Source organism: Streptomyces sp. NPDC040432, assembly GCF_055595445.1.
Genome location: NZ_JBVIVP010000035.1, coordinates 1 through 13,454, shown reverse-complemented (window position 1 = coordinate 13,454; position 13,454 = coordinate 1). Strand labels below are relative to the sequence as shown.

Below are 13,454 nucleotides of genomic sequence, written 5' to 3'. Positions count from 1 at the left end.
GCCCCGTCCGGAGACCGTCCCGGCGTCACGTCAGCGGAGCACGACCGTGACGCCGCGCCGTTCGAGGAGGTCCACGACCTCCTCGAAGTAGGTGAGCCCGTTCTTCAGGTCCTCCACGACGTCCGCCAGTGCGTGGCGCGCCACCTCGGAGTGGTGCCAGATCAAGATGAAGGGCGGTACCACCCCGAATCCACCGGACAGGCAGTCCTTGAAGGCGTTCCACTCCCGGCCGAAGTAGCGACCGGGCCCGAGCAGGGCCTCGGCGATCGCACAGTGCAACCCGGGCACGTCCGTGACGAACCGACCGTCCAGGTGGTACTCACCGCCTGATCGGTCCGGAAGGGGCACGGGCACGCGCCAGGCGCGCGTGTTGAGTTCCAGCCACTCGGCCCTGCCCTGCGCGTCGTACGGCGCCCACGAGTTGGGCTCCGCCGGTGGGCCCTGACACCACTTCTCCCAGACCGGGCGGACCGCCGGCAACGGCCGGTCGTCGCCGCCATCGGTGAGGGTGATGTCCTCCAGCCCGGCTCCGAGCACGGACGGTCGCGCGCCGTCGATCGCCAGGGGCACGACGCGGGACGCCATCACGGCGCCGTGACGGTCCAGTACCAGGAGTTCGAACGCGTCCCGTGGCCACCGGCGTGGTTGCTGCGTCCCCACGAGCAGTGGTTCCGTCGCCTCGCAGCCGATCAGCTGCATCGGGACGGGGGCCGGGTCGTCCCGCGACGCGAACAGGTCGTCGACGGCTGCGCACCGCCCCATAGGTGCGGCGGACACCGTCGTGCCCGCGAAGAGCTCGAAACGCGGGGCGGCGGGCAGTTCGTCGAAGTCCTCGTCCGCCCTGACGCCGGCGCCGAGCACGACGTCGTACAGGGCGGGGTCGGCGGCGTGGGGTTGGTGGGCCACCACGACCGCGTCGACGAGGGTCCACCACTGCACGGGCCGCCGATCGTCCCAGACCTCGACGCTCACGTCGCCCAGACCACGCAACGAGACGTCGGAGCCGGCCAGGACGTCGCTCAGGATGCCTTCGGGGGCGCACCCCCGAAGGGTCAGCACCTCACGGGGCAGTGGCGCCGGGTCGACGAACAGTCCTTCGACTCCGGCGCACCTCCCCCAGAGCTGCTCCCGACCGTCCTCGTCCTCCTCCACCAGGAGGTACTTCACCGGGAATGCCCGGTCCCAACTGACGTGATCCGCGATGCGCACCCAACCCCCGACAATCCGAGCAACCGCCTCACGCCCACGATACGGACCCCTTCCGCCCGGGCCGGGGGCCGGTCGGCCGATCGTCGGGGCGAGGAAGCGGTGCCGGGCCCGCTTGTGCGCGCGGACGACGGCTTCGCGCTCCGGACCATCGTCCGCGGCGACCACGAGCGGAAGCATCGCCCGGAAGATCCGGATGGCCATCCTCGCCGGCAATGCCCGCTATGGGGCGGGAGTTCGGGTGCCGGTATTGCAATCAGCGCTTCCAGCGGGGCCGGCAGTGCGGGCTGGATCGGACGGGCGGCGTCCGTCAGGCCGGGGGCTAGGGGTGCAGGCGTCCCGGCTGGTGGCGACGTCCCCGTCCCTTCGCCGGGCCTCACTTCGGCATGCCGTCCCGGGGTCGGCGGGTCCCGCCGAACGAAGGGGTCGGCCGGGCCCGAACGGGTGAAACCCGCAGCCACTCGAAACCGCTTCGCGCTCCCCCGCCGTGAGCGGGAGTGGCCATTGGCCATTGGCCATTGGCCAATGGCCACAGGATGCGCAGCCTATGCAGCAAGGGGAATTCTCATGGCGGGCTTGTTCCTTCTCACCACCACGACCCTGACCGCCGCCGCCCTGCTCGCCTCCCCCGTCGCCGCGCCCGCCTTCGCGTCTGCGTCTGCGTCTGCGTCCGGGAGCGGACGCGACGTTCCCGTCGGGTCGGCCCGGTACGTCCCCTGCCCGAGCAGCACCGGCAACTACGCCCTGTACCGGGCCGACAAGGCCCCTTACCTGTGTCATTCCGCGGTCAGGAACGCCGCGGGCGCCCTCGTGATCCTGCGGCAGGGCCGCTCGAACGCCTCCTCGGGCAGCAAGGCCTTCGGTTGGCTCCACGCCGACCGGGATCACAACGTCAGCGACCGCACCGTTTCCCGCGTGGTCAGCAGCGCCTTCCCGATCAGCGGACCGAACGGGCGCATGCGCTGCATCGCCGAATTCCGTGCCAAGGACCGGCCCGTGATCGCGGTGTGGGTGGAGGCCGACCCCGCCTCCTCCAAGGACGACCCGGACAAAGAACAGTTCGGCGTGGTCACCGCCTACTGCAAGCTGCCCGCCAAGGCTTCGCCCGAGAACCGGTGTCCGGACTGGGTCAACGGCACCATCTGAGTGACCCGGGTTTTCTCGCCCGCCCCAGGTGCTCCGCTCCCCCTACACTCAGCGGGTGGATTCCGCCCAGGTAGCCGAACTCGCCCGGATCGTCCGCCAGGACTACTCCTGGGAGAAGATGTCGCCCACCGCCACCGAACCCGAACTGGTCGACGTCTCCGACGACCTGCGTGCCGTCGGCCCGGGTGAGGACCGGATGCCGGAGCCGTACCGCAGCTTCCGCCTGCACGACGCCCAGGCCCTCGGCACCACCTTGGTCATCTCCTTCTCCTGGGCCCCCCGTCGGCGGAACCGGCCACGGAGAGCATCTACCTGCTGCCCCTGGACTGCCGCGCCCTCGACATCGCCCCCGCGGACGGGACCAGCACGGCAACCCTGATCGCCCACCACCTGGAGTTCGCCCTCGGCGCCGACCGCACCGTCTGGGAGGCCGACAGCGCGGTCCCCCTCGGCGGACACCTCCTGGCGGTCAAACCCTGGCCCGGCTTCCACGAGGGACGCCTGGACTGACGACCGCGCAGGTAGCTCCGCGCCATGTGCGGAGGCCGTGAACCGCGCTACCACGGTCCGCCTCGGCGTGGCCGGTACGCGTCTCGCGCCACGGGGTGTCATTGGCGGCTCACCGTACGGGTCACGCCCGCGACGATCGTCGTCGCCAGGATCCAGCCGGTGATGATCAGGGCGTACGACAACCATTGGTGCCAGCCGACAGGGGCGAATGCCGACTCCTGGCCGAAGCTGATGATGGGCAGGAGCAGGTCGAGGGTGTAGAAGACCGGGTTGAAGGCAGGTCCCTCGCCCGCCTTGGTGGGCCTGGGGTGATCCAGGGCGTACGCGATCGATCCGATGGCCATGAGCGACAGCAACCAGACGGCCGCTCGCGACGGGCGGAAGCCGTAGCCGACGATGCCGTCCTGGACGTGGCCCCACAACCGTCCGTACCAGGTCAACGTGGTGCGCCGGCGTCGCTGCTTGGCAAGTTGGACGAGTCGGGCCGCGTCGTCGTCACCGACATGACGGTAGGCGGCCGTCAGTTGCTCGTAGCTGTGGGGTTCGTAACGGTCGCCGTCCCGCTCCAGCATCGGAAGGCGCTCCGCCGCCGGCTCGTGTGGGGTCAGCAGGGTGTAGGTGAGGTTGCTGATCTGCACCCGCTCCGGCAGCACCTTCGGTTCGACGTTCATGATCTCTATCCGGGATCGCCGCAGGTTCAGGGCACCCTCGATCCGATCGCCGCCCAGCCAGAGTTCACCGATGACACAGCTGCTGGCCCGTAGCGCCGCATCGCCGGGATGCGACAGGTGGGCGTCGAGCAGGTCGAGACGGCCCGATATGCGCGAGCCCCGGAGCTCGACCCCACCCTGCGTACGTACGCGTCGTGCCCGTACGTGGGCTCCCACGGTGAGGTTCTGCGCGTCCAGGGCGGTGCCGTCCGGCCGATGGAATCCTGCGTCCTGAACGTTGATCCGCCCGGCGATGGAGGCGCCCGTGAGTCGTACCTGTCCGTTCGCGCGCATCTCCGGCGCCCACAGGTCGCCACCGATCAAGGCCTGGTTGAGCTGCAGCACCGGCTCGGCGTCGTCCGGCGCCGTGAACTCCGCTTCCTCCATGAACAACGCCCCGGTGATCTGCGCCCCGCCGAGCCGCACCGGCCCCCGCACACGGCAGCTGGTCATCCGCAGCACCCCGTCGACCCGCAAGGTCTCCGCGGTCAGCCCCGGCAGAACCGACCCGCCCAGGTCGAGCTCGCGGAGCTGGGCGCCGTACAGGTCGGGAGCGCCGTCGAATCGGCAGTGGCTCAGCCGGATGGCGGCGTCGATCGTGGCGTGCTTCAGGTCCAGCGCGCCGGTGATCCGCGCCCCCGTGATCCTGAGCGCGGCGATCTCTCCGTCCTCCTCCGGAGCCTTGACGAGCAGTGCCCGCAGCACTTTCGCCCGCACGGTCCGCTCGGCGCCCCAGGCGCTGCCGAGCGCCGGATCCTCGTCCTCGGCCTCGCGAAAGTTCACGGACTCGCCTCGCGGATAGGCCCGCCATATGCGCGCCTCCGCCGGCGTCAGATCGCCGATCTCGCTCACGTCGGGCTACCGACGCGTCGTGCGCGAGCTGTCACTTGCCGCACAGAGAACGTCATTTCGTTCCGATCCCCCCGCCCCGCCCGGCCAGTGGCCGAGCCCGTCCCCCCATTGTCCACTCCAGGTTCGTGCGGATCTTCAGCCACGTCCCGAACACCATCGAGGACCTCGCCGCGTCGTCCTCGGTGGCAAACCGAAGCATGGACCTACGCGCATCCGGCCAAAGAGTTCCTCCGAAGGCCAGCCCATGGCGGATATCGGCTCTTCGCTTGTGCGGGTAGAACTGTCGTGCGAGGTTCGTCGGCAGTCGTAGCTGCACGCCCGCCACGTATCCGCCACGTTCCCACCACGTTCCCGCCAAGCAGCAACCGCACGGATCGCGTTCGCCGTGACCACTCATCTGCCGTCACCAGGCTCAGCGGATCCGTGAACCTTCGGCGGTGGCGGTGGCGGCTCGCCGCGCGAACGGCTCGAAAGGGCCCGCCACCACGGGTCCACGTTCGTGTGTGCAAGCAGTACCCGTGTGCAAGGAGTAGTTGTGCCCTCCACTTCCAACACCTCGACCACCCAAGCCCTGTCAGCCCGGGGACTGCGCTACCGGGTGGCGGGTCGGACCCTCCTCGACGGGCTCTCCCTCGATATCGCTCCCGGTACGAGCGTGGCCGTCACCGGGCCCAGCGGGTGCGGCAAGTCCACCCTGTTGAACTGCCTCGCGGGCATCACCCTTCCTACCGCAGGGAAGGTGGTCATAGCGGGTCACGACGTCACCGCGGCCTCGGCCTCCGGGCGCGCCGCCCTGCGGCTGGCCCATGTCGGGATGGTCTACCAGTTCGGTGAGCTGCTGCCCGAACTCACGGTGTTGGAGAACGTGGCCCTCCCCGCTCTCATGTCCTCCGCCCCGCCGGGAGAGGTGTACGCGCGTGCCGAGTCGCTGCTCGGTGAGCTGGGCCTCGGCGGTCTTCATGGTTCGCCCACCGGCACCCTGTCCGGTGGTGAGCGGCAGCGGGTGGCGGTGGCCAGAGCGCTCATCGGCTCTCCGACCCTCGTCCTGGCCGACGAACCGACCGGATCCTTGGACGGCAAGGCCGCCGATGCGGTGGCCGAGCTCCTCTTCGCCCTGCCGGTGGAGCGGCCCTGCGCGCTGGTGGTGGTGACCCACGCCCCGTCGGTGGCCGAGCGCGCGGACGTGGTGCTGACCTTGGTCGGCGGGAAGTTGGAAGGTGCCCGTTGAGGTCGAGGACCCGGTCCGGCACGCGGCTGCTGTGGGCCCTGGGGTTCCGCATGGCCCGTACCCGCGGCGGATCGACGCATCGGGCGGCGCTCACCATGGCGGCTCTGCTCGCGCTGATGACGGTGTGGGCCGTCGTGGCCGCCCATACCGTCCACGAGCGGCGCGATGCGCGCATGACCGCGCGCAACCCGGTCCCGGTGGCAGCCGCCGTGGCCCAGTCCCGCTGGTGGGAGCGGCCCGACGAGGTGGGGGAGCGTGCCGTCTCAGTGATCTACGTCAGGCCCCTGGCCTCCGCAACCGCGCCTCCGCCCGGGCTTCCGCGTTGGCCCCGCCCCGGGGAGGCGTACCTGTCCCCCGCCCTCGCCGAGGTGGCTCCCGACCGGTACGGGCAGCTCGTGGGCAGGATCACGCCCGCGGGTCTCGCCGACGGCGTCGAGCTGGTGGCGTACGTCAACCCGCCGCTGGGCGGCTTCTTCGACGAGGTCACCGAACCCACCTCCTTCATCGGCGCGTTCGGCGCCCGCCAACACCGCTCGTTCTTCGTCGCCTCCCACCAGTTCGACCGCGGGATCGCCGACCTCGACCTGATCGTGGCACTGGTCGCGGGCGTGCCCGTGACGGCACTCGTGCTCGTGGCGGCGCGCGGCCGCTCGGAGGTACGTGAGCGGCGGCTGCTCCTCCTCGATGCGCTCGGCATTCCGGTCCGGGGCAGGGCCGTGGTGGTGGCCGCGGAAGCGGCCCGGCCGCTCGGCTACGGGATCCTGGCCGCGTGCGCGGTGGCGGCAACCGTTTCGGTGACCTCCCTGACGCTGCCGTTCACCGGCTACCGCGTATGGGCCGACGACCTTCGGGCAGCGCTCGGCCGGCTTCCCGTGTGCGCGCTGGGGACGTTCCTGGTCCTGCTCGCGCTGAGTGTCGCCGGTTGCCTCGTCCGCCGTCGACGTGCGGGGGCGGCGCCCGCCCTCTCGGGCCCGGTCACCGGCGGCCGGTGGCCGGGCATGGCGTTCGTCGGCGCCGTCGTCCTGGCCGCCTGGGGGTCCGAGTACCGGGGGACGGTGGGGAAGATCGGCTTCGTGGTCGGGGCGATGGCCGCCCTGAGCGTGCTTCCGTACGCGACCGCTCGCCTGGCCCGCGTCATCGGTGCCCGGCTGGCCCGTGTCGGTGGCCGACGCGGGGACCCGGGGATGATCGTCGCCGGTCGATGGCTCGCGGCCCGGCCGCAGGCCTTGGCCCGGCTCAGTGCCGCACTCGTCGTCGGCCTCGGGATCGTGGTCATCGGCCAGGTGATCACCACTCAGTTCGCCGGTCCCGCCGAGGCGGCCCGGTCCCGCCACCAGACCGGGGACAGCACCCTGATGCAGGTCAGGTCCCGCAACGTCCCCGCCACCGCCGAAGGGTTCGTCGCGGCCGTCGGCGCCGAACGGGTGCTGCGCCACTCCCCCGAGCCCGGTCGGAAGGGTGTGCGGCTCACCGGCACCTGTGAAGCCCTGGCCGCGTTCGGAACCATCACGCGGTGCCCCGTCGAACCCGTCGGTCCGGAGAGCGTGTTCACAGGTCTGTCCGCGCTGGGGCGGGAGGTGTTCGTCACGACGGAGATGCTGCCCGGGCCGCCGGTCACGGTGTGCGCGTGTGCCGCCCCCGCCGAAGGGGACGCGGCACTGTTCGGGTTCCTGGTGGTCAACCGTGACGGGGCGTCCGGCGTCGAGGCGATCGAGCGGGCCGGCCACCGGCATCTGATCGGGCCGATGACCGCGCAACCGGGGCAGTCCTGGTCCCTGGGGTCGGCCGCCCAGGCGGCCCAGGTGCGGTGGTTGCTCGACTTCGCGCTCCTCGGCATCGCCGCCCTGGCCGCCGCGGGCGCTCTCGGCGCCGCGGGGGTGTTCATCGAACAGTCCCAGGCCCTCGGGCCGCTGGCCGTCCACCAGACCGGACAGGGTTTCTACCGGCGGATCGCCCTGTTCAACCTCGCCCTGCCGCTGGCCGCCGTCGGAGCCGTCGGATCGGGGGTGGCAGCCCTGCTGGGATCCCTGATGATCAACCTGGGCAAGGGTGGTTGGATGTCCGCCGCCCTGCTCGGTTCGGGGGCGGCGGTGGTCGCGGTGTGCGGCATGGTCGTGGCGTGGTCGTGCGGACGCACCGCCTCCGCCTACGCCTCGTCCTGGACTCCACGAGCCGACTGACCGGCCGGAAGCACGAAGCACACCGCCTGCCGTCCCGTGCGACGCGGACCTCGCACGGGACGCTCGGGGCGCCAGGGCGTCAGGTGGGCCGGACGGTGATCGTGCACAGGCGCTTGGTGGCCCGGGTCAGGGCCACGTACAAGTCCCTCTCCCCACCAGGACGGGCCGCGATGATCTCCTCGGGGTTCAGGACGACCACCCCGTCGAATTCCAGACCGCGCGCCTCGGACGCCGGCACGATGCGTGCGTGGTGGGCGATGCCCCGCGCCGTCAACTCGCCCACCCTGGTGTCCGCGCAGAGCACCCCCAGAAGCTCGCCCGGGTGAGCGGCGCGCTGGGCGCGGAGTTCCCGAACGACGGCGGTGACCAGGCCGTCCGGGGAAGTGAGCACGGTCCGGGGGCTCTCGCCGTTTCGCAGTGACCGGGTGGGTTCCTGGTCCGGAGCGATCCGGGTGAGCAGGTCCCGTACGCTCTCCAGGATCTCCTGAGTGGTGCGGTAGCTGACGGTCAGTTCGTGCAGGTCGAACCGCGGTCCGAGGTGGGGGCTCAGCGCTTCCTTCCAGTCGCGTGCCGTCGTGACCGGGCCCGCCTGGGCGAAGTCACCCACCAGCGTCATCGCCCTTGCCGGGCAACGGCGGACGATCATCCGCCACTGCATGGCGGTCAGTTCCTGCGCCTCGTCGACGACGACGTGCCCGTACGTCCGCTCGGGCGGGCCGTCGACCAGGCTCGCGGCCTCGTCCAGCAAGGGCCCGTCGGCATCGGTCCAAGGGGCGTCGGGACCGCGCACCAGAAGGGACCGCTCCTGCTCGGTCAGGCGGGGCAGGTGCGCGGCGAGAGCGTCGGCGTCCGTCAGGAGCGCCTCCACGAGGTCACCGGCCACCAGCCGCGGCCACAACGCCTCGACGGCCCGGTCGACGGCGGTGGCGGAGTGGCCGTCGGGGTCATGGTTGTTGTCGTCTTGGTCGCCTTGGCCTTGGTGGTCGTCCTGGCCCTGGTGGTCGTCCTGGCCCTGGGGGTCGTCGAGGAGCTCGGCCCGGAGGGCGTCCAGGTCCAGTTCGTGTACCGGACCCGAGTCGACCGCACCTTCGATACGGCGCTGGGCGGTGCCCGTGAACCGATCGAGGTCGATGCCCGTCGCCGTTACCGTATCGGCGTCGATCTGCTCCAGGAGGTCGCCCATGTCGCGTTGCATCGCGTCGAGGACGGCGTCGACCAGGAGCTCCTTGAATACCTGGCGCGCGGGGTTGTGCCCCGGTACGGCTGCCACGGCGGCGTCGCGTGCCGTGGCGACCTGCTCGGCGGACAGGTGAACCCGTTCCCGTCCGACCCGCACGGTGAAGTCGCCGGCCGGGGCTTGGCGCGGGCGCAGCAGGGCGGCCAGGGCGTCGGCCAGGTCGGCACTGCCCTTGAGGCGCGCCGTATCGAACGCGTCCACCGCGTCCGTGGACCATCCGGCCAGTTCCCGACAGGTCGTCAGGTCGACGTCGTTCTCTCCGAGTGAGGGAAGGACCTGGGAGATGTAATCGAGGAACCGGGCGTTCGGACCCACCACCAGGACACCCTCCGCCGCGGCGCGCGGGAACGCGTACAGGACGTAGGCGGCCCGGTGCAGGGCGACGACCGTCTTGCCGGTGCCGGGGCCGCCCTGCACCACGGTCACCCCGCGGTGGGCGGAGCGGACGATTTCGTCCTGCTCGGCCTGCAGCGTCGCGACGGCCGCGTGCATCCTGCCCGTGCGCCGCGCCGACAGGGCTTCGGTCAACGGGCCGTCGCCGACGACGTCGTCGTCGGTCGGAGCGGTGCCGTCCAACAGTTCGTCGCTCACCGAGACGACCGTGCGCTCCTGGAGCCGCAGGTGCCGACGCCGACGCAGGTCCATGGGATGGACCGGCGTCGCCTCGTAGAAGGGCCGCGCCGCGTTCGCCCGCCAGTCCACGAGCAGAGGCATGTCACCGTCCTCCGTGTGCAGTCCGATCCGCCCGATGCGCAGGGCCGTGCCGTCGGTCCGGTCGATGCGCCCGAAGACCAGCCCCCTTTCGGCGCCCTCCAGCCGGTCGATCTCCTTGGCCAGACGCTCGGCGGCGACCTCCTTCTCGTAGGCCTCACCGGTGCTTTCAGCCGGGGCTTCCAGCACGTTAGCCCGATGTGCTCGCGCCTCGGAAATACGCTCGTTGAGCAACGCATACAACGAAGACACATAATCCCGCTCCGATGCAACCGCACACAGAGCTGGATCATTCTTTTTCGACAACAGGGGCTCCTTCGATTCGAGCCGAACCATACGGTCGAAGTCCCCCTGAAAGTAAGTCTTGACTTACTTGACGGGCCGTGGCCCTGCGGGCGCATGCACAACGGCGGAATCGATGATGCTTCGCGCGCTCGGCCGCCCCGTGCAGGGGCTGCCGCCCCGTCCGGTGCCGCTACGCCCATCCACCTCGGGCCCTCCGCCACGGACGGCTCGTCCCGGCCCGATCCGACACGACCCGCCCCGGATACGACGATTTTCGGATTCCGCGTCCTTGATGTCGCCGAATAACCGAATGACTACGGGCGCCACGGCGACATCCCATGAATTCGAACCCTCCGGGATCGGCCGGTGGTTTTCTGTTCTCCGGTTTCATCCCCGCAGGGTGGCGATGGCCTTCTCGATTCGCCGCCGGCGCGTTTCGGGCTTCTTCGCGCTTTCGATGGCGCGCACGTGCTCGTGCTTGCGGCCGGGCGAAAGGTCGTCGTACGCGGCGCGGGCGACCGGGTCGTCGTTCAGGGCTCGGGCGAAGTCAGGGGGTTCGACGACGACGCGCGGCTCGGTGTCGAGCTCCAGCTCGACCTCGATCTCCTCGCCGATCGCGACACCCGCCGCCTGCCGGTTGGCGTTGCTGAGGCCGAGCAGGTGACGGCCCCGCAGGATGGCGACGCGGCTCCTCCAGGAATGCCCGTTGACCGTGATGGTCACCGGCGGCCGGGCGCCCCCGCCGAGCGCTGACACCACCTCGGGCGGGACTTCCAGGCCCCGCATGGGCTCGGGTGGCTCTACGCGGGACCGAAACTTCATGATCATTCTCCTGTCGCCCTGAGTTCCGGAGTTCCGGAGTCATCTCATCGAATCGTCCTGCCTGCGCGCCGCAGATCCGGCCCGCCCGGCTCCGATGGCCGCCGGCCGCGTCCCCTTCCGCCAGGACCACCCGGGGACACCGCCGCGTCCCGGACGGCCGGGGGCGGGCTGCGGGATCGCGGCCCCAGCGGGGCGGCTACTCCGCGTAGGGCTGGTCGGCTCCCGGGGCGCTGTATCCGAGACTCCAGACGTAGCCGTCCGGGTCGGCGAAGGTGCCGCCGTAGCCGCCCCACGGCAGAGCACCGGCGGGCTTGAGGATCGTGGCACCGGCCTCGCGGGCCTCCGCCATGATCTCGTCGACGCGTGCCTCACTGCGGACGACGTACGTCAGGACCAGCCCGCTGAAGCCGCTGCCCTCCGGGTCCGTGCCCACCTGCTCGGCCAGACCCTCGCGACCGTAGAAGCCGACCGGCGAAGCGCCGTCCGAGTCGAAGAACACCGAGATTCCGTAGTCGTTCCGGACCTTCCAACCGAGACCCTCGGTGTAGAACCGCTTGGCCCGGTCCATGTCCCGGACACCGAGGAGGATGGAGCTGACGTGCGCCTTCATGTCTTACTCCTTGCAATGGGGTTGGAGAGGGGGAGGCAGGGGGCGGCATGGGGCCGGGCGTCAGGACCGGGGGGTGGGGGTGAGCGACGCGGCGGCCTCCCAGGCGAACCCGTCGGGGTCGGTGAAGACGTCGGCGGTGCTGCCGAGGACGATGCGGTGCGAGCCGGTGCCGTCGGCGGGGACGCCGAGGTCCTTGGCGAGGGCGCGGCGCTTGTACAGCGCCAGCTTGACGGGGCCGGACCCACCGGCGGCGAACTCCACGTACTTGCTGCCGAAGCTCTTGGCCACGCTCAGGCCCCGGTCGACATAGAACTGCTTTGTGGCCTTCACGGACTCGACACCGAGCAGCAGGACGACCTCGTCGACCTCGCGGGTGTCGGGGCCGGTGTCCTTCTTCGCCGAGGTGGCGATCTTCCAGATGGTCCCGTCCGGGGCCTGGACGACGCCGCCGTAGCCCCACAGCGACTTCGTCGCGGGCTTCAGGACCGTGGCGCCGGCGGCCACGGCGGCGCCGAAGAAGCCGTCGACGGTGGCCGGCCCGGACACCGTGAGGCCCACGGTGAAGCCGCGGAATCCGGTCGAGTGAGCCTCGGACGCCCGCAGGCGGATGTGCGTGTCCACGCCGAAGGCGGTGTAGAAGCGCTGGGCGGCCTCGGGGTCCGCCACCTCAAGGGTGATGGAAGCGAGGGAGACGTGGGCTGCGGTGGAAGCGGTGGTTGCCATGACCATCACGCTAGGGGCTCGGTGGCCGCCGGGGCTTCTCGATTCCTGACCGGTCTCGCGACCTGCTTCGCCACGCACGCCGGCATCCCCTCCACCCTGATCGCCGGCCCCGCCCCGCCGGCCCTACCCGCAGCACCGGCACGGCCGTCCGCCGTGTTCTCCGTCTCCGCCACGACCGCCGCATCCGCCGCCTGACGGCGGAACGCCCCGGGCGGCATGCCGACCAGTTCCGTGAAGCGGGTGGTGAACGTTCCCAGTGACGCGCAGCCGACCGCGAAGCAGATCTCGGTGACGCTGAGGTCGCCCCGCCGCAGCAGCGCCGTCGCCCGCTCGATGCGGCGCGTCATCAGGTACGAGTACGGAGACTCTCCGTAGGCGGCCCGGAACTGCCGACTCAGGTGCCCGGCGGACATGTTCGCATCACGGGCGAGCGCCTCGACGTTCAGTGGCTGCGCGTATTCCCTGTCGATCCGGTCGCGGACCCGGCGCAGCCGCGCGAGGTCGTCCAGGCGCTGTGCCTGGACCCGGGCACGCCGCAATTCGGGCTTGCACATGAGAACCCTCCCCTTCGTCGGACGTACGTCATGTACGTCGTTTCCGTCGATCCCACCAACGCCTTCGAGCGTCCGGGGTACCCGACGCTGCGGGGTACTCCGGACGCTCGGGTGGTGGGTGGCCGCGATGTCGGCCCGCAGGGCCGCATCGATGCCCTCAGGGCTCAGCGCAGTTCCTGGATGCGGATCAGGTTGCCCGCGGGGTCGCGGAACGCGCAGTCGCGGAGGCCGTACGGCTGCTCGGTCGGCTCCTGCACGACCTCGGTGTCCCCGGCCTGCACCTTCTCGAACGTGGCGTTGAGGTCGGGGGTGGCCAGCAGGATCCAGCCGTAGGTGCCCTTGGCCATCATCTCGGTGATCGTCCGGCGCTCGTCCTCGGTGATGCCGGGGTCGGCGGCGGGCGGCGTCAGGAGGATCGACGTGCCCGGCTGACCGGCCGGGCCGACCGTGATCCAGCGCATCCTGCCCTGTCCGACGTCGCTGCGGACCTCGAAGCCGAGGACGTCGCGGTAGAAGGCGAGGGACGCGTCCGGGTCGTCGTGGGGAAGGGCGGTCGTGTGAATGGTGATGTCCATGGTGAGCAGGCTAAGGGCTGTCCCGTAACTGATCTCCGAGTCGCCTCGGACGTGGTTGGCTGCGGTGCGGGCCGCTTGCCTATCCGGCGAGGGCGAGGTTGTGCA

At 70.9% G+C, this 13,454-nt stretch carries 11 protein-coding genes; 3 read left to right on the top strand and 8 right to left on the bottom strand.

Going from position 1 to position 13,454, the window contains the following annotated elements; genetic code table 11:
• Nucleotides 1-30: 30 nt before the first annotated feature.
• Nucleotides 31-1,209 (bottom strand): barstar family protein, encoded by a 1,179-nt coding sequence (locus ACZ58N_RS36820; protein WP_471169339.1) that lies wholly within the window; start codon nucleotides 1,207-1,209, stop codon nucleotides 31-33.
• Between the two features lie 564 nt (nucleotides 1,210-1,773).
• Between ACZ58N_RS36820 and ACZ58N_RS36815 the strand changes: the two genes are divergently transcribed.
• Entirely contained in the window at nucleotides 1,774-2,352 is a 579-nt protein-coding gene (locus ACZ58N_RS36815) for a hypothetical protein (RefSeq protein WP_471169336.1), read from the top strand.
• 608 nt (nucleotides 2,353-2,960) lie between these two features.
• Here the strand turns inward: ACZ58N_RS36815 and ACZ58N_RS36810 are convergent.
• On the bottom strand, nucleotides 2,961-4,424 hold the full coding sequence (locus tag ACZ58N_RS36810; RefSeq protein WP_471169334.1) for a membrane-associated oxidoreductase: 1,464 nt from the start codon (nucleotides 4,422-4,424) through the stop codon (nucleotides 2,961-2,963).
• 535 nt (nucleotides 4,425-4,959) lie between these two features.
• On the opposite strand from ACZ58N_RS36810, the gene ACZ58N_RS36805 reads away from it, so the two are divergent.
• On the top strand, nucleotides 4,960-5,652 hold the full coding sequence (locus ACZ58N_RS36805) for an ABC transporter ATP-binding protein (protein WP_471169331.1): 693 nt from the start codon (nucleotides 4,960-4,962) through the stop codon (nucleotides 5,650-5,652).
• Between the two features lie 50 nt (nucleotides 5,653-5,702).
• Nucleotides 5,703-7,832, top strand: a complete 2,130-nt coding sequence (locus ACZ58N_RS36800) for a hypothetical protein (RefSeq protein ID WP_471169329.1) — start codon at nucleotides 5,703-5,705, stop codon at nucleotides 7,830-7,832.
• Nucleotides 7,833-7,911: 79 nt separating this feature from the next.
• Here the strand turns inward: ACZ58N_RS36800 and ACZ58N_RS36795 are convergent, their stop codons facing one another.
• From ACZ58N_RS36795 to ACZ58N_RS36770, 6 genes are all read right to left on the bottom strand, one after another.
• The gene (locus ACZ58N_RS36795) at nucleotides 7,912-10,032 is read right to left on the bottom strand and encodes a HelD family protein (RefSeq protein ID WP_471169327.1); all 2,121 of its coding nucleotides are present in this window, start codon (nucleotides 10,030-10,032) and stop codon (nucleotides 7,912-7,914) included.
• A 420-nt stretch (nucleotides 10,033-10,452) separates the two neighbouring features.
• Complete coding sequence (locus tag ACZ58N_RS36790) at nucleotides 10,453-10,887, bottom strand: YdeI/OmpD-associated family protein (RefSeq protein WP_471169324.1); 435 nt, start codon at nucleotides 10,885-10,887, stop codon at nucleotides 10,453-10,455.
• A gap of 196 nt (nucleotides 10,888-11,083) precedes the next feature.
• Nucleotides 11,084-11,497 carry a VOC family protein gene (locus ACZ58N_RS36785; protein WP_471169321.1) on the bottom strand — a complete coding sequence of 138 codons (414 nt, stop codon included), beginning with the start codon at nucleotides 11,495-11,497 and terminating at the stop codon, nucleotides 11,084-11,086.
• A 60-nt stretch (nucleotides 11,498-11,557) separates the two neighbouring features.
• Nucleotides 11,558-12,226: a glyoxalase gene (locus ACZ58N_RS36780; RefSeq protein WP_471169318.1), complete on the bottom strand. Its 669-nt coding sequence runs from the start codon at nucleotides 12,224-12,226 to the stop codon at nucleotides 11,558-11,560.
• Nucleotides 12,226-12,774: a helix-turn-helix transcriptional regulator gene (locus ACZ58N_RS36775; RefSeq protein ID WP_471169315.1), complete on the bottom strand. Its 549-nt coding sequence runs from the start codon at nucleotides 12,772-12,774 to the stop codon at nucleotides 12,226-12,228. The genes ACZ58N_RS36780 and ACZ58N_RS36775 overlap by 1 nt, the downstream gene beginning before the upstream one ends.
• Nucleotides 12,775-12,938: 164 nt before the next feature.
• Nucleotides 12,939-13,349, bottom strand: coding sequence for a VOC family protein (locus ACZ58N_RS36770; RefSeq protein WP_471169312.1), 411 nt, complete (start codon nucleotides 13,347-13,349; stop codon nucleotides 12,939-12,941).
• Nucleotides 13,350-13,454: the final 105 nt, after the last annotated feature.

Coding starts and splice junctions, on each gene's coding strand:
- ACZ58N_RS36780 (WP_471169318.1), bottom strand. CDS start 12,226: ATGGTCATGGCAACCACCGCTTCCACCGCAGCCCACGTCTCCCTCGCT.
- ACZ58N_RS36800 (WP_471169329.1), top strand. CDS start 5,703: ATGGCCCGTACCCGCGGCGGATCGACGCATCGGGCGGCGCTCACCATG.
- ACZ58N_RS36785 (WP_471169321.1), bottom strand. CDS start 11,497: ATGAAGGCGCACGTCAGCTCCATCCTCCTCGGTGTCCGGGACATGGAC.
- ACZ58N_RS36770 (WP_471169312.1), bottom strand. CDS start 13,349: ATGGACATCACCATTCACACGACCGCCCTTCCCCACGACGACCCGGAC.
- ACZ58N_RS36790 (WP_471169324.1), bottom strand. CDS start 10,887: ATGAAGTTTCGGTCCCGCGTAGAGCCACCCGAGCCCATGCGGGGCCTG.
- ACZ58N_RS36815 (WP_471169336.1), top strand. CDS start 1,774: ATGGCGGGCTTGTTCCTTCTCACCACCACGACCCTGACCGCCGCCGCC.
- ACZ58N_RS36775 (WP_471169315.1), bottom strand. CDS start 12,774: ATGTGCAAGCCCGAATTGCGGCGTGCCCGGGTCCAGGCACAGCGCCTG.